This window comes from Nonomuraea terrae (assembly GCF_004348995.1).
GTDB lineage: Bacteria > Actinomycetota > Actinomycetes > Streptosporangiales > Streptosporangiaceae > Nonomuraea > Nonomuraea terrae.
In genome coordinates, this window is sequence record NZ_SMKQ01000106.1 from 1 (window position 1) to 18,997 (window position 18,997).

An 18,997-nucleotide genomic window follows, 5' to 3' on the forward strand; every position below is an offset into this window, starting at 1 on the left:
CCGGTGCACGAGGTGGCGCGGGTGCGGTCGGCCGGACGCTCGCCGGTCGCGCTGGAACGGTCGTACTTCCCCGAGTTGCCCGGCCTGCTCGGCGGCGACCTCACCGGCTCCCTGTACGCCCTGCTGGCCGAGCGCTACGACCTGGGGCCGCGTACGGCGGTCGAGCGCCTGGAACCGGTGATCGCCCGGCCCGGCGAGGCGGCCGAGCTCGGCATCGAACCCGGCGCGCCGCTCATGCTGATCGAGCGCACCGCCTACGCGGGCGACGGGACGCCGGTGGAGTACGCCCTCGACCTGTTCCGCCCCGACCGGGTGCGCATCTCGGTGCGCAGCGGCGTCACGGAACGACCGGGCCCTTGACCACCGTGCCCGGCACCCAGGCGCCCTCGACCTCGATCTCGACCTCCGCGCCCGGGGCGACCTCGGCGGCGAGGTAGGCGTAGGCGATGGAGGCGCGGGCGGTGTAGCCGTAGCCGCCGGAGGTGACCCGGGAGACCACGCGACCGTCCACGCGTACGGGCTCGTTGCCGAGCGCCACCGCCCGGGGGTCGGCCAGCGTGAGGCAGCGCAGGCGGCGCTCCGGCTCGGGGTCGAGCGCGTCGCGGCCGATGAAGTCCTTGTCCGGCTTGACGCAGAAGCCGAGGCCCGCCTCGTACGGGGTCGTCTCCGGGCCGATGTCGGCGCCCCACACCCGGTAGCCCTTCTCCAGGCGCAGGCTCTCGATGGCCTTGTAGCCGCCGGCCACCAGCCCGTGCGGCTCCCCCGCGGCCCACAGCGTCCGCCAGAGCGCGAGGCCGTACTCACTGGAGCAGTACAACTCCCAGCCGTGCTCCCCCACGAACGTCACGCGCAGCGCCAGCACCGGCACGTCGCCCACGGTCAGCTCGCGCGCCGACATGAACGGGAAGTCGAGCGGGTCGGGCGTCAGCCCGGACAGGACGTCGCGGGCGCGCGGGCCCCACAGGGCGAAGCAGGCGTACTGGCCGGTCACGTCGGCGATCCTGGCCGTGGAGCCGGTGCGCGCGGCCTGCTTGCGCAGCCAGCCGAGGTCGTGGGTGCCGAACGCGGTGCCGGTGACGACGAGGAACTCGTCCTCGGCGCGGCGGGTGACGGTGAAGTCGCACTCGATGCCGCCGCGGCTGTTGAGCGCCTGCGTGTAGGTGACGGCGCCGACGTCGCGGGCGACCCGGTTGTCGCACACCCACTCCAGCAGCGCGGCGGCGTCGGGGCCGGTGACCTCGATCTTGGCGAAGGAGCTCTCGTCGAACAGCCCGGCGGCCGTACGGGTGGCGCGGTGCTCGGCGCCGATCGCGGGCGACCACGACCGGCCCGCCCAGCCCCTCGGGCGCTCGTCCTCTCCTTCCTCGTGGGCGGCGTAGTGGTTGACCCGTTCCCAGCCCGACTTCTCGCCGAAGACGGCCCCGTGGGCCTGGTGCCAGGAGTAGGCGGGCGAGACCCGCAGCGGCCTGCCCGCCGACCGCTCGTGGCCGGGGTAGCGGATGTCGTAGTACGTCTCGTAGTTCTCGACCGCCCGCTTGACGGTGTACGACGGGGAGCGGTACTGGCGGCCGAAGCGGCGGATGTCCATGTGGGAGAGGTCCATGCCCGGCTCGCCCTCGACGATCCACTCGGCCATGACCTTGCCGATGCCGCCCGCACCCGCGATGCCGTGGGCGCAGAACCCGGCGGCGACGAAGAACCCCGCCACCTCGGTCTCGCCCAGGATGAACTCGTTGTCCGGGGTGAACGCCTCGGGTCCGTTGATCATCTTGCGGATGCCGACGTCGGCCATCGCGGGGACGCGGATGCGGGAATTTGTCGAAATTTCCTCGAATCTCGGCCAATCTTCCGGCAGGAGGCGGCCGTTGAAGTCGGCCGGCACCGCGTCGAAGGAGCTCTCCCCGGCCGTCCAGGGGGCGCACGTGCGCTCGTACCCGCCCATGACCAGGCCCCTGACCTCCTGCCGGTAGTAGACGAGCAGGTCGGGGTCGCGCAGCGTGGGCAGGTCGGGGTGGTCGTGGAAGGCGTCGGTGACGACGTACTGATGAGACATGGGGACGATCGGGACACGCACCCCGGCCATGCGACCGATCTCGGCCGCGAACATGCCGCCGCAGTTGACCACGATCTCGCAGTCGATGTCGCCCTGGTCGGTGCGGACGCCGGTGACCCGGCCGTCGACGGTCTTGACGCCGAGCACGCGGGTGCGGGTCCTGATCACCGCCCCGCCCTCACGGGCGCGCGCGGCGAGGGCGTAACAGAGCTGGGACGGATCGATCTGGCCGTCGGTCGGCAGGTACGCCGCCCCCACCACCCCCTCCGGGTCCATCAGCGGGAACAGCTCGACGGCCTCGGCCACCGAGATCTCCTCCAGCGGCAGCCCGAACGTGCGCGCCCAGCCGATCTGGCGGCGGATCTCCTCCATCCGCTCCGGCGTGGAGGCCAGCTTGATGCCGCCGCACTCCGTCCAGCCGGCGTCGAGGGTGCGGTAGAGCTCGACGGAGTACTGGTTCATCCGGGTCAGCGTGGGGTCGGCGCGCAGCTGGCCGACGAGGCCGGCGGAGTGGAAGGTGGAGCCGCTGGTGAGCTCGTCGCGCTCCAGCAGGACGACGTCGCGTTCGCCGAGTTGGGTGAGGTGGTAGGCGACGGACGCGCCGCCCACCCCGCCACCGATGATCACGATGCGGGCCGAGTCGCTCATTCTCGGACACTAACCGGCGTACCGGCAAAAGGTCTAGACCGTTTAGGGCGCCGGAAGTAGCATCGAGCATGGCCGCGCCCGAGGTCCTCGATCGCATCCCCCGGCTGTCCGGCGTCCCGCGTTCCGTGGAGGAGCTGCCCGGGGGTCTGACCAACCGTAATTACAAGGTCACCACGCCGTCCGGCTCCTACGTCGTGCGCGTGTGGGCCAGCGACGGCTCGCTGCTGGGCATCGACCGCGACGCCGAGCACGCCAACTCCGTCGCGGCGGCGCGCGCCGGGGTGGGCGCGCCGGTCCACGACTACCTGCCCGACCTCGGGGTGCTGGTGGTCGGTTACCTGCCGGGGCGCACGTTCACCGAGGCCGACCTGCACGACCCCGCCAACCTGCCGAGGGTGGCGCTGGCCTGCCGGCGGCTGCACGCCGGGCCGAGGTTCGTCCGCGACTTCGACATGTTCGAGATCCAGCGGCGCTATCTGGCGATCGTGCGCGAGCACGGCTACCGCCTGCCGCCGCGCTACCTCGACTTCATGCCCCTGGTCGCCGAGATCCGCAAGTGCCTGGCCGTCCGCGACGAGGGCACCGTCCCGTGCAACAACGACCTGCTGCCGGGCAACATCGTCGACGACGGCGAACACCTCTGGCTGATCGACTACGAGTACGCCGGCAACAACGACCCCTGCTTCGAGCTGGGCAACATCTGGAGCGAATCCGCCCTGCCGCTCGGCCACCTGGAGGAGCTCGTCACCGCCTACTACGGCCGCCCCCTGCGCAACAAGATCGCCCGCGCGCGGCTGCAGGGCCTGATGTCCAAGTACGGCTGGACCCTCTGGGCCTCCATCCAGGACGGCGCCAACGACAGCATCGACTTCGACTTCTGGTCGTGGGGCATGGAGAAGTACGACCGGGCGGTGGCCGAGTTCACCGGGCCTGGCCTGGCACGGCTCATGGAAGAAGCCACGCGTACCGACTGAAACGGGCAAACTGGGGGCATGCTCGCCGCTTTGACGGGCCTGGGGCTGTCGACGGCCGCCGGTCTGAACGCCTATATCCCGCTGGTCGTGGTGGGCGTGCTCGCGAACGTCACCGACGCCGTGCGCCTGCCCGACGCCTACTCCTGGTTGTCCAACTGGGGCGTGATCGCGGTGATCGCGGTGCTGCTGGTCGCCGAGACGGTCCTCGACAAGGTCCCGGTCGTCGACAGCGTCAACGACGCGATCCAGACCGTCGTACGCCCGGCCTCGGGCGGCGTGGTCTTCTCCGCCACGAACGCCGCCGCCGAGTTCGAGCGGTCGTCCTGGATGACCGAGAACCCGTGGGCCGGGTGGCTGCTCGGCATCGGAGTGGCGCTGGCGGTGCACGTGATGAAGTCGGCGGCCCGCCCGGTGGTCAACGCCGGGACGGCGGAGGTGGGGGCTCCGGTCGTGAGCACGGCCGAGGACGCCGGCTCGCTGGGCATCAGCCTGGTCGCGGTCTTCGCGCCGGTGCTGGTGATCGTCGCGTTGCTGCTGCTGGCCGTGCTCTCGTGGTGGGTGATCGTCAAGGTACGCCGGCGGCGTGCGCGCAAGAGGGGCGATTCATCCGCTGGGCTGACCCTCCCTCCCCCGGCAGGCTGATCCGCCGCCGCCACGCCGCCTCCTACGGTGGGTGCTCCGAGTGAGCGTCACGTGGCCCCCAACCCCTGGCACGCTCACGCGGGAACCGGAGGCCCGGCGGCTTCGTCCGCCGGGCCTCACGGCGCTTCCTCCTGCGCCCTCGCCGGTCGCGTCGCGGGCGTCTGCTCCCCGTGAGCGCCCGTCCGTGGCGCCTACCTCATCGCGCGGGAGCTTGCTCGGCGGGCCGCGCCGGGGAGCCCTCCGGCGGGCTATCCTTCAAAGCGTCGGACCCCAAACAGGAGGTGGCGAAGATCAGCGAGTTCCTCGTCGTCGTGCTGGTGATTTTCGCGTTCCTCCTGCTGCTGGGGGGCGTCGGCATCTATCTGCTGGTCAAGCTGGGCAAGAAGGCCGCGGTGAAGGCCAAGCAGGCCTCGACCCGGCTCGCCACCCACGTCAACGCGATGGGCACGGGCGACGCCGCCGAGGTCGAGCGCCTCCGGCTCGACCTGCGCCGCGAGGTGTCCCTCACCCGCCAGGCCGTGGAGCAGGCCCAGCGCGAAGGCTGGGGCCTCGGCGACCTGCCGCGCCTGCTCGCCGACCTGCAGGCGCAGGCCGACGTCCACGACGCGCAGCTCGGCATGTACGCCCAGCAGCGCCGCCTGTCGCCGTACGTCGACCACGCCACCCTCGACCGGCTCCGGCAGCACCAGGCCAAGCTGACGGCCATGTGCGCCCGCATCCGCGCCGACCTCCTGAGCGACCAGGTGCAGCACACCGGGAGCGGCATCGCCGACCTCACCTCCCGCACCGACCTGGAGATCGAGGCCCGCCGCAGCGCCCCCGTCGACCCGCTGGAGCAGATCGACGAGCTCTACCGCCGTTCCATGGAAGAGCGCAACGACCGCCCCTGACGCCCCCATGACGCAACCGCGGTGGCCCTGTCCCCCGCCTCCGGGCGGGTGGACCGCCGAGCTGCTCGACCGCCTGCCTCCCGGCGCGCCCCGGCACGTGGAGCTGATCGACGGGTCGCTCGTCGTGAGACCGCCGCAGACCGGCTTTCACATGCTCATGCTGCGCCTGTTCGAGCGGTCGCTTCGGCCGCCGGGAGATTTCATGGCCGTTCGTGAGATGACGGTGACGTTGGGGGCGCGCGAACGACCCGAGCCGGACCTCCTCCTGGTCAGAAGGCCGGCGTTCAGCAACAAGATCACGTCTTTCGCGGCCGAGGACGTGCATCTGGTCGTGGAGGTCGTCTCCGAGGAGTCGCAGGATCGGGATCGAACCACCAAACCGATCAAATACTCCAACGCGGGGATCAAGCACTTCTGGCGGATCGAGCAGGAAGACAACATGCCGGTCGCGTACACCTTCGAGCTGGAACCGTCGGTGCGCGCTTACGTCCCGACCGGGATCCACCGCAAGCGGCTGCGGACCAACATCGGGTTCGACGTCGACATCGACCTGGACCTGCGCGACGTCGCGGAATGAGACCTCAGGCGTTGCGCCATTCGCTGTAGACGAAGGCGGCCAGTTCCGCCTCGGTGGCTCCCGCCCGGGCCATCGCCTTGGTGGCGTGGGCGGTGCCGCGGGTGGGGAGGTGGCCGTCGAGCAGGAGGGGCAGCGACAGGCGCCGTAGCAGCACCTCGGACTCCGAGACCCCGGACGGGCGGCGCGTCACCGCGAGGTTCACCCGCAGCGAGTGCTCGTTGCCCGGTGGCACGCCGGGCCGGTCGACCTCGATGGCCGTGTAGCGGAACCCGTTCGCCAGGTCGCAGGGGCCGCAACCGGCCGGGCCCCTGCTCAGCTTGCCACCGCACTCGGCGCAGCTCAGGCGGTCGTACGCGGCGTCCACCACGCGCCACGGATGCTTGTCCGGCTCGTCGACGACCATCTCGGCGATGAGGCGCTCGTCGGGCGGCTCGCTGGTGCCGAACTCGTGCTCCAGGAACTCCCGCCAGCCGCCCTCGACGATCTCGTCCACCATCGCCGCGCACCGGGCGCAGCCGTGTGCGCCGGCGGGTTCGAAATAGCCGCAGTCCGAGCATCGTCGCATGACCGCACCGTACAGAACGCCGCTTGGGCGGCGCATCGCGTTTTCCACCGGAAAGGCCCGCGGCGGGCAGGCGTTAATCGGTTGCGCCGCCCCGAGGGGGATCGGCATACTCAGGCGAGCCGATCGGCTTGCGCTGATCGGCGCAAGCCACAAGCTGCGAATCACGGGCTGGGAGACAAGAGCACCGGCCGGTGAGCTCGGAGCCGAGCGTTCCACGCCGAGAGCTCCGAGCTGTGAGCTCCAAGTTGTGAAGGGAGGGTGAGACCGTGACGACGATTGTCCGCGTGCCGTTTTCCGCGTCCCACACCTTCCCACCGGATGCCCGCTGAGCTGATCCGCGCGCCGGTGGGCCACACGCTTGGAGTCATCCCACCGTGCCGAAGCACTCGCAACACCGCCGCCGCGGCAAGTACGCCCTCGACGCCGACGACATCGACTGGCTGGAGAGCACCCCCGAGGCCGGCGACGGCCCGCCGGAAGGCGACCGCTGGTCCACCTGGGACCAGAGCACACCCACGGAGAAGGGACCGCGGCCGTACCCCGGCTGGCTGGTCACCGAGCTGGCCGCCGTCGACACCGAGCTCGGCGTGCTCAAGACCGGCAAGGAGGCCGACGTCCATCTGATCACCCGCGGCGTGCCCGGCACGGACCGGGTGTGCCTGCTGGCCGCCAAGCGCTACCGCGCGCACGAGCACCGCCTGTTCCACCGCGACTCCGGCTATCTGGAGGGACGCCGGACCCGCGACGACCGGACGAACCGGGCCATGGCCCACCGCACCTCCTTCGGCAGGCAGGCGATCGCCGCGCAGTGGGCGGTGGCGGAGTTCGAGGCGCTGTGCCGGCTGTGGGAGCTGGGGGTTCGGGTGCCGTACCCGGTGCAGATCGTCGGGACGGAGATCCTGCAGGAGTTCGTCGGCACCCCGGACGGATACGCCGCGCCCCGGCTGGCCCAGGTCACCGACGGGCTCGGCGCCCTGTGGGAGCAGCTCGTCGCGGCCATGGTCACGCTGGCCCGTGAGGGCCTCGCCCACGGGGACCTCTCGCCGTACAACCTGTTGGTGCGCGACAGCGAGCTGGTCATCATCGACCTGCCGCAGATCGTGGACGTGATCGCGCACCCGGCGGGCCCGTCGTACCTCGACCGCGACGCCCGCAACGTCGCCACCTGGTTCGCCGCGAAGGGCGTGCCCACCGCCGACCCCGGCGCCCTGGCCACCCTGCTCCGACGCGAGGCCGGCCTGCCCACGTAGCCATGGGTGCGTTGCCTGGGCAGGGTGATCGGGACGGCCGGCAGTCACCGCCAGGGCCGGCGGTGGTCTACCGGGTTGCCGTGATGATGTACCGATCCCCGTCGCCCGCGGTGAGGTGGACCGGCGGGTGGGTGGTCAGGTGGTGGGGCGGTTGTTACGGATCACCGCGCCGGTGGCGGCGTCTATGGCGACGTCGTGTACGGCGCCGTCCGGGGTGACGACGTCGGACTCCCAGACGGCCTTGTTCTGCTCGAAGTCGAGGCTCAGCTCGGTGATGCGCCCCTCCGGCACGGTGGCCATGACCTTGTCGGCCGCCTGGGCGTAGTCGAGTTTGGCCGCTCGCAGGAGCCTGAGGTGCTGGGCCTTGTCCTCAGGGTCGCCGTCCTCGGCGACGGGCCCGCTGACGACCTGGCCGGACTCCACGTCGACCTGGTGCTCGGCGCCGTCCCGGCCGGCGAGCTGGACCTCCCAGCGCCTGCCGTTCTCCTCGGTCTCCATGGCCATGACCGTGGAGCCGGGCACGGCGCGCCGGGCGGTCTCGCCGGCCTGCTTGACGTCGGCCGCGCCGACGCGACCGGGGCTCGGGGGCGGCGCGTCGGTGGGGCCGGGCGTGCCGGGCGGGAAGGCCGTGGGCGTGCCCACCGTCGGTGTGTACCGGACGGCGGCACTCCCGGCGGCATGGTCGCCCGCTCTTTCCGCGGCCCTGTCGGCCTCTCCCTGCACGGTGGCACAGCCTCCGGTCAGCACCGCCGCACCGACCAGGGACCCGATGATCGTCTTGTTCATAAAGGCTGGCTGCCCGCCCGGCGGTAAAGGGTGTCCCAGGTCAGCAGTCGTGTGCCGTTATTTGACCGCTATTCGACCCCGGCCTCCTTCATGTCGCGCAGCTCGCGCTTGAGCTCCTTGATCTCGTCGCGCAGCCGCGCCGCCACCTCGAACTGCAGGTCGGCGGCCGCCTGGTGCATCTGCGCGGTCAGCGACTCGATGAGCGACTCCATCTGCGCCCGCGGCATCTCGCCGGCGATGGCCTTGGCGTGCTGGCCGGCCTGCTTGGCCCCGAAGCCGGGCACCGGCGCCTTGCCCCGCGACTGCTGCCGCCCGCCGCCGAGCAACCGGTCGGTGTCGGCGTCCTCGCGCTGCAGAGAGTCGAGAATGTCGGCGATCTTCTTGCGCAGCGGCTGCGGGTCGATGCCGTTGGCCTCGTTGTAGGCGATCTGCTTGGCCCGGCGCCGGTTGGTCTCGTCGATCGCCCGCTCCATCGACGGCGTGATCTTGTCGGCGTACATGTGGACCTGGCCCGAGACGTTACGGGCCGCGCGGCCGATCGTCTGGATGAGCGAGGTCTCCGAGCGCAGGAAGCCCTCCTTGTCGGCGTCGAGAATGGCCACCAGCGACACCTCGGGCAGGTCGAGGCCCTCACGCAGCAGGTTGATGCCGACGAGCACGTCGAACTCGCCGGTGCGCAGCTCCCGCAGCAGCTCGATGCGGCGCAGCGTGTCGACCTCGCTGTGCAGGTAGCGGACCCGGATGCCGAGCTCCAGGAGGTAGTCGGTGAGGTCTTCCGACATCTTCTTGGTCAGCGTCGTGACCAGGACGCGCTCGTCCCGCTCGGCCCGTTCGCGGATCTCGTGGACCAGGTCGTCGATCTGCCCCTTGGTGGGCTTGACGACGACCTCCGGGTCGACCAGGCCGGTCGGGCGGATGACCTGCTCGACCACGTCGCCCTTGACCCGCCCCAGCTCGTACGGCCCCGGCGTGGCCGACAGGTAGACCGTCTGCCCGATCCGGTCGAGGAACTCCTCCCACTTCAGCGGCCGGTTGTCGAGCGCCGACGGCAGCCGGAAGCCGTGCTCGACCAGCGTGCGCTTGCGCGAGGCGTCGCCTTCGTACATGGCGCCGATCTGCGGGACGGTCTGGTGGGACTCGTCGAGCACCAGCAGGAAGTCTTCGGGGAAGTAGTCGAGCAGCGTGTTGGGCGCGCTGCCGGGCTCGCGGCCGTCCATGTGGCGCGAGTAGTTCTCGATACCGGAGCAGGTGCCGATCTGCCGCATCATCTCGATGTCGTACGTCGTGCGCATCCGCAGCCGCTGGGCCTCCAGCAGCTTGCCCTGCCGCTCCAGCTCCGCCAGCCGGTCGGCGAGCTCGGCCTCGATGCCCGCGACGGCGGCGGTCATGCGCTCCTCGCCCGCGACGTAGTGGGAGGCGGGGAAGATGTAGAGCTCTTCGTCCTCGGTGATGACCTCGCCGGTCAGCGGGTGCATGGTCGAGAGCTTCTCGATCTCGTCGCCGAACATCTCGATGCGGACGGCCAGCTCTTCGTACTTCGGGATGATCTCGATGGTGTCGCCGCGCACCCGGAACGTGCCGCGCGTGAAGGCCAGGTCGTTGCGGGTGTACTGCATGTCGACCAGGCGCCGCAGGAGCTGGTCGCGGTCGATGTCCATCCCGACGCGCAGCCTGGTCATGCGGTCGACGTATTCCTGCGGCGTGCCCAGGCCGTAGATGCACGACACCGAGGCGACCACGATCGTGTCGCGGCGGGTGAGCAGCGAGTTGGTGGCCGAGTGGCGCAGCCGCTCGACCTCGTCGTTGATCGAGGAGTCCTTCTCGATGTAGGTGTCGCTCTGCGGGACGTACGCCTCAGGCTGGTAGTAGTCGTAATAAGAGACGAAATATTCGACCGCGTTGTTGGGCAGCATCTCGCGCAGCTCGTTGGCGAACTGCGCGGCGAGCGTCTTGTTGGGCTGCATGACCAGCGTGGGCCGCTGCAGCCGCTCGATCAGCCAGGCGATCGTGGCCGTCTTGCCCGTGCCGGTGGCGCCGAGCAGGACGTTGTCCTTCTCTCCGGCCTTGACGCGGCGCTCCAGCTCGGCGATGGCCGTCGGCTGGTCGCCTGAGGGAGTCATCTCGGTGACGACCTCGAACGGCGCCACCTTCCGCTGCAGATCTGTGACCGGTCGCATGCTGCCACTGTAGGCGGCGCCACCGACATAAAAGTCAGGCGGACCGCTCCCCGATCCGGGGGAACGGGGCCGTGGAGAAGACGACCTCCACGGGAACCTCGAAATACTCGGCGATCCGCAGCGCCAGGTAGAGGCTGGGGCTGTATTCGCCCCGTTCGAGGTATCCGACGGTCTGGTAGTGCACGCCGAGGGCGTCGGCCAGCTGCCTGCGGGTCACGTTGCGCTCCGCGCGCAGCAGCGCGATGCGGTTGTAGACGGTCTCACTCATCACCGCGTATCTTCTCAGCCGGCCCGCTGCATGGCTCGCCCACGTCGCTGCTGCACCAGCGAGCCGGACTCGCGCCTGGCCATCCGGCGCGGGATGGGCGGCGCCGGTCCGGCGACCACCCAGGCGGCGAGCACGAGCGTGGTCTCCACCGGCCGCCACGATCCGCCGATCTCCGCGGCGGCGGCCGCGTCCGGCAGCGGCGCCGAGGCGGGCCCCGTCAATTCTCTGACCGCTCCCATCTCCTCTTCCTGATAGTAGATGTGCTAGATCAATAGCACATCTACTACAGGTCGCAATAGAGATGTGACTCTGCTTTGCAAGCGAATAGTAAGTCTCACCCGATACGGTCGGATTCGCCGTAGCGGAATGAGGAAGGTTCAATGTCACGACCCAGAGAGGCGCTGATCCGAGCAGGTCAGGGCGTAGCGCAGGCGGTCGCGCAAGGAGGTGATCTCCGGCAGGCGGTGGGACAGGCCGTCTGGCAGGCGGTCGATCAGGCGGGCCAGGTGGCCGGCTTCAAGCTGAATCCGAACGACTTCGGCGCGGCCCGCGACGGCGGCGCCTCGGTCGGCACGCTCATCGAGGCCAGGACGGCGTCGCTGAGCGAGGCCGGCGAGATCATCAACCGCAGCTTCGCCGAGAACGGCATGCACGTCATCTCGCCGGTGGTGATCCCCAAGAGCGGGACCGCGAAGGTGATCGTGCCCCTGGGCATCCTCGTGGCGCTCGGCCTCGTCGGCGCGCTCGGCAACATCGTGCCGGGCTCGGAGCTGCTGTTCGGCCCGCACTACTGGCTGGTGCTGGTGCTGGCGGCGGCGTTCCTGTGGTGGCGCCGCAGCGTGGTGATGGTGCCCGAGGGCTGCAAGGCGCTGATCACGCAGTTCGGCAAGCTGGTGCACATCGCCGACCCCGGCCGGGTGACGCTGTTCAACCCGTGGAAGCGGGTCAGCTACATCGTCAACACCACGCGCGAGTACCCGTTCAACGCGCCGATCCGCGAGGCCCCGACCCAGCAGGGCGTCAAGGCCAGCGTCGACCTGTTCCTGCAGTTCAGGATCGAGAACCCGGCGGAGTTCATCTTCGTGCTCGGCTCGGTCAGCGGCTTCCAGTCCAAGCTGCAGAACGCCATCAGCGAGGTCACCCGCTCCCTCATCTACGCCCAGCGCGCCGAGGAGATCTACGACCTCGTCGGCGAAAGCACGCTCGGCATGCTGGAAAGCCTCAACCAGCAGTTCCTGCCCGCCGTACGGCTCACCGACGTCAACATCACCCACGCCGAGCCGTCCAGCCAGGAGTACCGGATGGACCTGGCCGCCCCCGAGATGGTCCGGGTCGCCAAGGAGGCCTACACCTACGAGTACGAGCTGCAGCTGCGCAAGGAGCAGAACGAGGGCGACCTGGTCAAGGAGCTGGCCGGGCTGCAGGAGACGCTGAGCGCCATCCAGGCCGAGATCGCCGGCTACCAGGCCCGCATGGACACCGCGCTCGAACGCGCCACCAACCAGGCCACCGCGCAGGCCCGCCAGCGTCTGGTCGAGGCCGAGTCCACGGCGAACGCCAACGCCGCCCTGCTGGAGGCGCAGGCACTCGACATCAGGGCACTGTCGGCGGCCGAGGCTCCCGAGATCCTCGACTACCGCTTCCAGCAGGACCTGCTGGCCAAGCTGGAGTCGGTCGCCACCAGGCTGCCGCAGGTGGTGCAGATCGGCGAGCAGACCGACATCGACTTCCTGGCGCTGGCCCAGCAGCTCGTGGGCGGCAAGGGCGCCGCCCTGTTCTCCGCCGACGACATGGCGGCCATCCGCGGCCGGCTGGACGAGATCGCCGAGCGCGTGCGCGGCCGCGAGGCCGAGATCGCCGCCCTGCAGCGCAAGGTCGCCGCCGACGTGACGGAGCCACCGGTCACCCCCGCCCCCGACCAGGAGCTCGAACGCACCGTCGAGCGCCTGCTGCCGGGCGACGCGCACCACGGACAGCCCGGGAGTGAGATCTGATGAGCCGCGAGTTTTCCAAGATCAAGGAGTCGGTCGCCTCCTGGGGCGAGATCCGCCAGCTGCTGCGCGGCGGCGAGCAGGGCCAGCTCGTGCCCGTCGTCATCCCGAAGGACCGGCGCGGCTTCGCGTGGATGGCGCTGGTGTTCCTGGCGGTGTACTTCGCCGGCATGGCCGTCCTGACCGAACTCACCCTCATCGCGGCGCTGGCCGCGCTGTTCTTCCTGGTCGTGGCGCTGGTCACGATGTGGCGCCGGGCGATCATCGAGATCGAGGAGGGCACCACCGGCGTACGCAGCCGCTGGGGCGCCATCACCGGCACCCTCCCGCCGGGCCGCCACTACCTGTGGCTGCCGTGGGACCGGGTGGACGCGGTCGTCGACACCTCCACCGAGATCCCGTACTCGGCGCCGATCGTGGCCTGCCCGACCGCGGAGAACGTGCCGCTGAAGTCGATCGAGTTCTTCCTGAAGTTCCGCATCGTCGACCCTGTCGCGTTCGTCCGCACGATCGGCGCGGGCAACTTCGACCTGGTCCTGGCCAGCGCCGTGCAGGACGCCATCAGGCAGCGCAGCCGCAGGGTCAACACCGAGCGCGCGTACGACCTGCGCGGCTCCGACGTCGGCGACATGCAGGAAGCCCTCAACCGCCAGCTCGGCCGCTACGGCGTGCGCGTCACCGGCGCCAACATCCCCGACGTCCAGCTTCCCGACCAGTACCAGCAGCACCTGGCCACCCGCGAGAAGGTGGCCAAGGAGCTGTCGGCGTACGAGCGCGAGTGGGAGCTGACGCGCAAGCGCCGCATCGACACCCTGCTGATGGAGATCGAGCGCTCCAAGAAGACCCGCGACGCCCGCGTGGTCGAGGTCAAGGCCGCCCACAACACCGCGCGCAAGAACGTCGCGCGCATGCTGGAGGAGCAGGAGACCGAGGCGCAGCGGGTGACGTGGGAGATCGAGGCGCGCGGCCGGGCGGACCTGACCTCCGCCGAGAACGAGGCCAAGGCGCTGCGCCGGCTGGCCGAGTCGTACCGGGACAACCGGGCCGTGCTGCAGTACGAGCTGGCCCGTAGGCGCCTCGACGTGGGCGCCAAGCTGACGGAGAACGCCCCCCAGCCGCTGATCGTACGCACCCAGCAGGGTCAGTCCGACTCCGCGCTGTCCACGCTCCTGCTCGCTCAGCTGCTCCCCCGCATCTCGGGCACGGGAACCGCTCCCGTGAACGGGCACTCACCTTCCGCATAGGAGAACCCCATGGTGTTCCGCAAGTTGATGGCCGCGTTCGGCGCGGGCGTCGAGGTTGACACGGTGTTGACCAACACCGGGGTGCGCCCCGGTGAGCCGCTGCGCGGCGTCGTCCATTTCCGCGGCGGCAACTCCGAGTACAAGGTCGAGGGCATCCACATCGACCTCACCGCCGTGGTCGAGGTGGAGTCGGGCGACAACGAGTTCAAGACGACCTACAGCTTCCTGCGCCAGCAGGTCGCCGGGTCGTTCCAGCTGGCGGCGGGCGCCTCCCACCAGCACCCGTTCGAGGTCCAGGTCCCGTGGGAGACGCCGATCAGCGCGATCGGCGGTCACCCGCTGCACGGCATGAAGCTGGGCGTCCGCACGGAGCTGGCGCTGGCGGGCGCGCTCGACAAGGGCGACCTCGACCCGCTGTTCGTCAGCCCGCTGCCGGCCCAGGACAACGTGATCGCCGCGCTGGACCGGCTCGGCTTCCGGTTCAAGAAGGCCGACCTGGAACGCGGCACCCTGTACGGCTCGACGATGCCGTTCTTCCAGGAGATCGAGTACTACACCGGCGGCCAGTGGCGGCGGTACTTCAACGAGCTGGAGCTGACGTTCATCGCCGGGCCGCGGCAGATGGAGGTCATCCTGGAGGCCGACAAGCGCGGCGGCTTCCTGACCTCCAGCCACGACGCGTACAACCGCTTCACCGTCCGCTACGACGACCCGCCGAACTCGGCGGACGCCGCCCTGCAGCGCGGCCTCGAACAGATGGCCCGCCACCGCGGCTGGTTCTGATCCCTCGCCGTCGGGCCGCCGCCTCCCGGGAGGCGGCGGCCCGATCGCTGCTTTCCGTGTGCTGGCCGTCGCATGGCGCGGTCGTTACCATGATTGCGGGGGCTGGCTGATCCTCTGACGGCGGGGCGGGCGATGACACGGTTCAAGGCGGCGTTGATGCGAGCGGCCCCGTGGGCGGCGCGCAACGCGGACGTCGCCATCGCGCTCTGCCTGGCGATCGTGGTCGGCGTGCTCGGCATCATGCCCGACGAGATCTTCGGCTCCGAGGGCGAGGACATCCAGCGCCAGCTCGTGACCGCCGCGACCCTGGTCATCCTGGCCCTGGTCGCCACCGCGCTGCTGCGCGACCGCGCCCGCCAGGCCCCTGTCGAGAAGACCATCACCTCCGGCGCCCTGGCCGAGCTCCCCGTTCGCCTGCAGCGTCTGGAGGAGATCGAGACGCTCGCCCACAGCACCCGCAAGGCGCTCGACTCCCTGCAGCTCGTCAGGGTGCTCGGCAGCAAGCACGAGATCGCCCAGTGCCACGCCGAGGCCCGCAGGGACACCACGAGATGGAGCTTCAAGGGCGGCACGGGCACCTACCTGCGCGCGGTGACGCTGCCGTCGTGCGTGGCGGCCGCCCGCCGCGACAAACGCCACCTCATGGTCAGGATCGAGGTCATCGACCCGTCCGACCACGAGGTCTGCGAGACCTACGCCCACTACCGCCGCTCGCTGTCCGACGTGCCCGACGGCACCGGCGAGAGGTGGACCGCCGACCGCGCCAGGAAGGAGTCGTACGCGACGATCCTGGCCGCCTTCTGGCACCGCCAGCGCTACGGCCTGCTCGACATCGCGGTCGGGCTGTCCTCGACGATGACGACGTTCCGCTGGGACCTGTCGAGCGCCCGCCTGATCATGACCGTCGAAGACCCCAACATGGCGATGACCGCGCTGGCCGGCACGTTCTACTACGAGAACTGCGACACCGAGCTGCGGCTCAGCTTCGAGCAGGCGCGACGGGTGCCGCTGGAGATGTACAAGAAGGTGCCGCTGAGCGACGAGCCCACCATCGAGGAGGTGCAGGAGCTGTTCGAACGCATCGCGATGCCCCTGCCCAAGTCCTACAACGGCCACGACGTCGTCGACATCGCCCGCAAGGCGCTGCGGGCCGTCGATCCCTACCGTGAGCCGCCTCCGGCGGTCCACCGGCAGGACGGCTCATGAGTTACAGCGCCGTCCATGAGCGCTTACGCGGGGGCGAGGCCCGGTCGTGGGCGCTGGAGGCCCTGGCGCGGCCCGGCCTGACCGCCGTCCGCCACCCGCTCGGATTCGTCTGCCTGCCGCTGGAGCGCGACGGCGGCGAGGGGGTATGTCTCCATCTGTGGTCCGATTCGCTCGCGCACGCCGAGAGCACCACCTCGCAGATCCACTGCCACAGCTGGGATCTGGTCAGCCACGTCCTGTACGGCCAGATGCGCAACGTGCACGTGGCCGTCACCGACGCGGGCGCCGACGCCACGCACCGGGTGTTCGAGGTGGTCAGCGGCGCCGACGGCGACCGCATCTCGCCGACCGCCCGCACCGTCCGGCACGCCACCGACCTGGTCGAGGTGTTCGGCCGCGGCGACACCTACACGTTGCCCGCCGACCGGTTCCACAGCAGCGTGGTGCCCGAGGGCGGTGAGGCGGCCACGATCGCGCTCGGGCGCGGCCGGCCGGGCAGCCGCGACCTGTCGCTGGGACCGCTGGGCGGCGGTCCCCACCACGTGTCCAGGCAGCCGCTGGACGCCGAGGAGACGGCTCTGGCCGTACGACTGATCACCGCGCACCTGACCTGAGAGGCATCCCGATGGACCTGGATCACGCCCGCGAGGTCGCCGTCGAGGCAGCCGAGGCGGCGGGCGCGCTGCTGCTGGAGGGGGCGCGGGGCGCGGTGGGCGTGCGGGCCAAGGGCACCGCGGGCGACGTGGTGACCGACCTCGACCTGGCCTCGGAGAAGCTGCTGCTGGAGCGCATTCTGACGGCGTACCCGTCGCATTCGGTGATCGCTGAGGAGTCGGGGCTGGTCGGGGCCGCGGGCGCCGAGTGGACGTGGCTGGTGGACCCGCTCGACGGCACCAACAACGTGGCCATCGGGCTGCCGGCGTACGTGGTGGGCGTGGCGCTGTGCCGGGGCGGACGGCCGCTGCTGGGCGTGGTGCACGACCCGGTGTCCGCCCAGACGTGGTCGGCGATCCGCGGGCAGGGGGCCGTCGCCGCGTCCGGCGCGCGCCTGACGCCGTCGTACGCGCCGAGCCCGCACGGGCCGCTGCTGGCCTGGATCCAGGGCTACGGCGTCAGCCGCGGCGACGCCACCGCGCGGGCGATGAAAGAGGCCTTGGAGCTCAACGCGCGGCGGGTGCTGCAGCTGTGGACGCCGCTGCTGTCGTGGGCGATGCTGGCGCGCGGCGACATCGACGGCATCGTCGGCTACCGGGCCGAGGCGGTCGACCTGCCGGCCGGGGCGCTGCTGGCGCGGGAGGCCGGCATCGAGATCCGCTCGCTCGACGGCGGCCCCTTCGAGGAGTGCTTCGAGGCGCCGGCCGAACGCCGCAGCTTCGTGGCCGCCCATCCCCGTGCGCTCCCCGGCCTTCTCGGGCTGCTCCCCTGAAAAAGGCGTGCGGCGTCTGTCGATGAGTTCCGCCGCCGTTCGACGTCCTGTCAGAGGAAGGCGCACGCGAAAGGGAGCCCGACATGATGACCACGACCGAGCTGGCGCAGGTGCTCTTCAGCACCGCCCTGCAGCCGTCCGACGAGCTGTCGCCGTTCCAGATCCGCCAGGCCGTCGACGCGCGGCTGTGCGCGTGCGGCGGCGACCCGTCCCGGTGCGCGTCGTACGTCGCCCAGGAGGCCGGCGACTACCCCGAGACGTACGTGCGCCGCATGCGCTGGGCGCTCGGCGCGGTCGCGGACGCCTACGCGACGGCTGTCGCCGCCTGATCGCTCAGCCGAGCTCGACGAGCGCCCACACCGTCGCCAGGAGCCCCACGAGGGCCAGACCGGCGCCGGTGAGCAGGAAACGGCGCATCGGCACCTTGACGTCGTGACGACGGCACGACTCGAACCACAGCAGTGTGGCCAGCGACGCCCACGGGGTGACCAGCGGGCCCACGTTGGTGCCGACGAGCAGCGCCAGCAGGCGGTCCTGGTCGAGGTCCGGGATCACGGTCGCGACGGCCTGGAAGGCGGGCAGGTTGTTGATCACGTTGGACAGCGCGGCCCCGACGGCGGCGGTGCGGTAGGGATCGCTCTCGCCGCCGATCAGCGAGGTCATCAGCGCGGACAGGCCGTTGCCGCTGAGCGTGGGCTCCACGAGGAAGAGCCCGGTCACGAAGATGACGAGCTGCCAGGGGATCAGTTTCCAGGTGAGGCGTTCGCGGGCGCGCAGCAGGAACGCCCCGACGACGACGAGGGCCGCCGGCGTGGCGGCGACCGCCACGTGGACCTCGAGCAGCAGCAGCACGACGAACAGCACGCAGCCGAACGACGCCGCCCAGAACAGCACGCGGTCGGCCACCGGCTCCAGCAGCGGCGGGGTGTAGCGCAGGTCGCGCCGCTCGCCCCGCCGCCAGAAGAACACCCACAGGAACGCCATCGTCACCGCGATCGCCGCGATCTGCGGCGCCCACATGCGGGCGGCGAACTCCTGCGCGTCGAGGCCGATCTTCTGCATGCCGAGGAGGTTCGTCAGGTTCGAGACCGGCAGCAGCAGGCTCGCGGTGTTGGCCAGCCAGATCGTGGTCATGGCGAGGGGCAGGGCGGCGATGCCGGCCTTGGCCGCGAGGGCGAGCATGACCGGGGTCAGCAGCACCGCCGTCGTATCCAAATTCAGAAATATCGTGACAATTGACGCGAAAATGCCACAAAGAAAGAAAAGTGCGGCGTAATTGCCGCGGCCGAGCACCGCCATCCTCGCCGCGATCGCGTCGAAGACCTGGGCCTCCTTGGTGAGCTCGGCGAGCACGATGATCGCGACCAGGAAGACGAGCAGCGGGCCGATGTGGGAGAGGCTCGTGACCGCGTCGTCCCAGGGAAGCAGCCCGGTCGCCACGAAGACCAGGCCCAGGACCAGCAGCCCGATCCGGATCAGGTCGAGCACGCCAAGACGCCGCCACACCCGACGATGAT

At 70.6% G+C, this 18,997-nt stretch carries 20 protein-coding genes; 13 read left to right on the forward strand and 7 right to left on the reverse strand.

Annotation, left to right across the window (positions count from 1 at the left end; genetic code table 11):
* A partial coding sequence (locus E1286_RS27900; RefSeq protein ID WP_132617082.1) for a GntR family transcriptional regulator occupies positions 1-360 on the forward strand: 360 nt, incomplete at its 5' end.
* Here E1286_RS27900 and E1286_RS27905 read toward each other — a convergent pair.
* Positions 338-2,701 (reverse strand): GcvT family protein, encoded by a 2,364-nt coding sequence (locus E1286_RS27905; RefSeq protein ID WP_132617084.1) that lies wholly within the window; start codon positions 2,699-2,701, stop codon positions 338-340. The two genes, E1286_RS27900 and E1286_RS27905, sit on opposite strands and share 23 nt — an antisense overlap.
* A gap of 68 nt (positions 2,702-2,769) precedes the next feature.
* Here E1286_RS27905 and E1286_RS27910 point away from each other — a divergent pair, with 68 nt between their 5' ends.
* The 4 genes from E1286_RS27910 (at position 2,770) to E1286_RS27925 (ending at position 5,784) form a co-directional block, all read left to right on the forward strand.
* Positions 2,770-3,675 carry a choline kinase family protein gene (locus tag E1286_RS27910; protein WP_132617086.1) on the forward strand — a complete coding sequence of 302 codons (906 nt, stop codon included), beginning with the start codon at positions 2,770-2,772 and terminating at the stop codon, positions 3,673-3,675.
* An 18-nt stretch (positions 3,676-3,693) separates the two neighbouring features.
* Entirely contained in the window at positions 3,694-4,317 is a 624-nt protein-coding gene (locus E1286_RS27915; protein WP_132617088.1) for a DUF4126 domain-containing protein, read from the forward strand.
* A 281-nt stretch (positions 4,318-4,598) separates the two neighbouring features.
* Positions 4,599-5,207, forward strand: coding sequence for a hypothetical protein (locus E1286_RS27920; protein WP_132617090.1), 609 nt, complete (start codon positions 4,599-4,601; stop codon positions 5,205-5,207).
* Between the two features lie 7 nt (positions 5,208-5,214).
* Positions 5,215-5,784 carry a Uma2 family endonuclease gene (locus E1286_RS27925; protein ID WP_132617092.1) on the forward strand — a complete coding sequence of 190 codons (570 nt, stop codon included), beginning with the start codon at positions 5,215-5,217 and terminating at the stop codon, positions 5,782-5,784.
* 4 nt (positions 5,785-5,788) lie between these two features.
* Here the strand turns inward: E1286_RS27925 and E1286_RS27930 are convergent, their stop codons facing one another.
* Entirely contained in the window at positions 5,789-6,349 is a 561-nt protein-coding gene (locus tag E1286_RS27930; RefSeq protein ID WP_246075232.1) for a hypothetical protein, read from the reverse strand.
* A gap of 374 nt (positions 6,350-6,723) precedes the next feature.
* Here E1286_RS27930 and E1286_RS27935 point away from each other — a divergent pair, with 374 nt between their 5' ends.
* The gene (locus E1286_RS27935) at positions 6,724-7,599 is read left to right on the forward strand and encodes a serine protein kinase RIO (RefSeq protein ID WP_132617094.1); all 876 of its coding nucleotides are present in this window, start codon (positions 6,724-6,726) and stop codon (positions 7,597-7,599) included.
* 135 nt (positions 7,600-7,734) lie between these two features.
* On the opposite strand, the gene E1286_RS27940 is transcribed toward E1286_RS27935, so the two are convergent.
* The 4 genes from E1286_RS27940 to E1286_RS27955 form a co-directional block, all read right to left on the reverse strand.
* On the reverse strand, positions 7,735-8,385 hold the full coding sequence (locus E1286_RS27940; protein ID WP_132617096.1) for a PepSY domain-containing protein: 651 nt from the start codon (positions 8,383-8,385) through the stop codon (positions 7,735-7,737).
* Positions 8,386-8,453: 68 nt separating this feature from the next.
* Entirely contained in the window at positions 8,454-10,562 is a 2,109-nt protein-coding gene (gene uvrB / locus E1286_RS27945; protein ID WP_132617098.1) for an excinuclease ABC subunit UvrB, read from the reverse strand.
* 34 nt (positions 10,563-10,596) lie between these two features.
* Complete coding sequence (locus E1286_RS27950; protein ID WP_132617100.1) at positions 10,597-10,830, reverse strand: helix-turn-helix transcriptional regulator; 234 nt, start codon at positions 10,828-10,830, stop codon at positions 10,597-10,599.
* A 14-nt stretch (positions 10,831-10,844) separates the two neighbouring features.
* Complete coding sequence (locus E1286_RS27955) at positions 10,845-11,069, reverse strand: hypothetical protein (protein ID WP_132617102.1); 225 nt, start codon at positions 11,067-11,069, stop codon at positions 10,845-10,847.
* 141 nt (positions 11,070-11,210) lie between these two features.
* Here E1286_RS27955 and E1286_RS27960 point away from each other — a divergent pair, with 141 nt between their 5' ends.
* From E1286_RS27960 to E1286_RS27990, 7 genes are all read left to right on the forward strand, one after another.
* Positions 11,211-12,824, forward strand: coding sequence for an SPFH domain-containing protein (locus tag E1286_RS27960; RefSeq protein ID WP_132617104.1), 1,614 nt, complete (start codon positions 11,211-11,213; stop codon positions 12,822-12,824).
* Positions 12,824-14,065 (forward strand): SPFH domain-containing protein, encoded by a 1,242-nt coding sequence (locus E1286_RS27965; RefSeq protein WP_132617106.1) that lies wholly within the window; start codon positions 12,824-12,826, stop codon positions 14,063-14,065. Before E1286_RS27960 ends, E1286_RS27965 begins: the two co-directional genes overlap by 1 nt.
* A 9-nt stretch (positions 14,066-14,074) precedes the next feature.
* Positions 14,075-14,848, forward strand: coding sequence for a sporulation protein (locus E1286_RS27970; protein WP_132617108.1), 774 nt, complete (start codon positions 14,075-14,077; stop codon positions 14,846-14,848).
* A gap of 132 nt (positions 14,849-14,980) precedes the next feature.
* On the forward strand, positions 14,981-16,054 hold the full coding sequence (locus E1286_RS27975; RefSeq protein ID WP_246075234.1) for a hypothetical protein: 1,074 nt from the start codon (positions 14,981-14,983) through the stop codon (positions 16,052-16,054).
* Positions 16,051-16,668: a hypothetical protein gene (locus E1286_RS27980; protein WP_132617110.1), complete on the forward strand. Its 618-nt coding sequence runs from the start codon at positions 16,051-16,053 to the stop codon at positions 16,666-16,668. The genes E1286_RS27975 and E1286_RS27980 overlap by 4 nt, the downstream gene beginning before the upstream one ends.
* Before the next feature lie 11 nt (positions 16,669-16,679).
* Positions 16,680-17,480, forward strand: coding sequence for an inositol monophosphatase family protein (locus E1286_RS27985; protein WP_132617112.1), 801 nt, complete (start codon positions 16,680-16,682; stop codon positions 17,478-17,480).
* A gap of 83 nt (positions 17,481-17,563) precedes the next feature.
* A complete protein-coding gene (locus E1286_RS27990; protein ID WP_132617114.1) occupies positions 17,564-17,809 on the forward strand; it encodes a hypothetical protein in 246 nt (81 codons plus the stop codon).
* Between the two features lie 4 nt (positions 17,810-17,813).
* Here the strand turns inward: E1286_RS27990 and E1286_RS27995 are convergent, their stop codons facing one another.
* Complete coding sequence (locus tag E1286_RS27995) at positions 17,814-18,986, reverse strand: ArsB/NhaD family transporter (RefSeq protein ID WP_246075236.1); 1,173 nt, start codon at positions 18,984-18,986, stop codon at positions 17,814-17,816.
* Between the last annotated feature and the right edge of the window lie 11 nt (positions 18,987-18,997).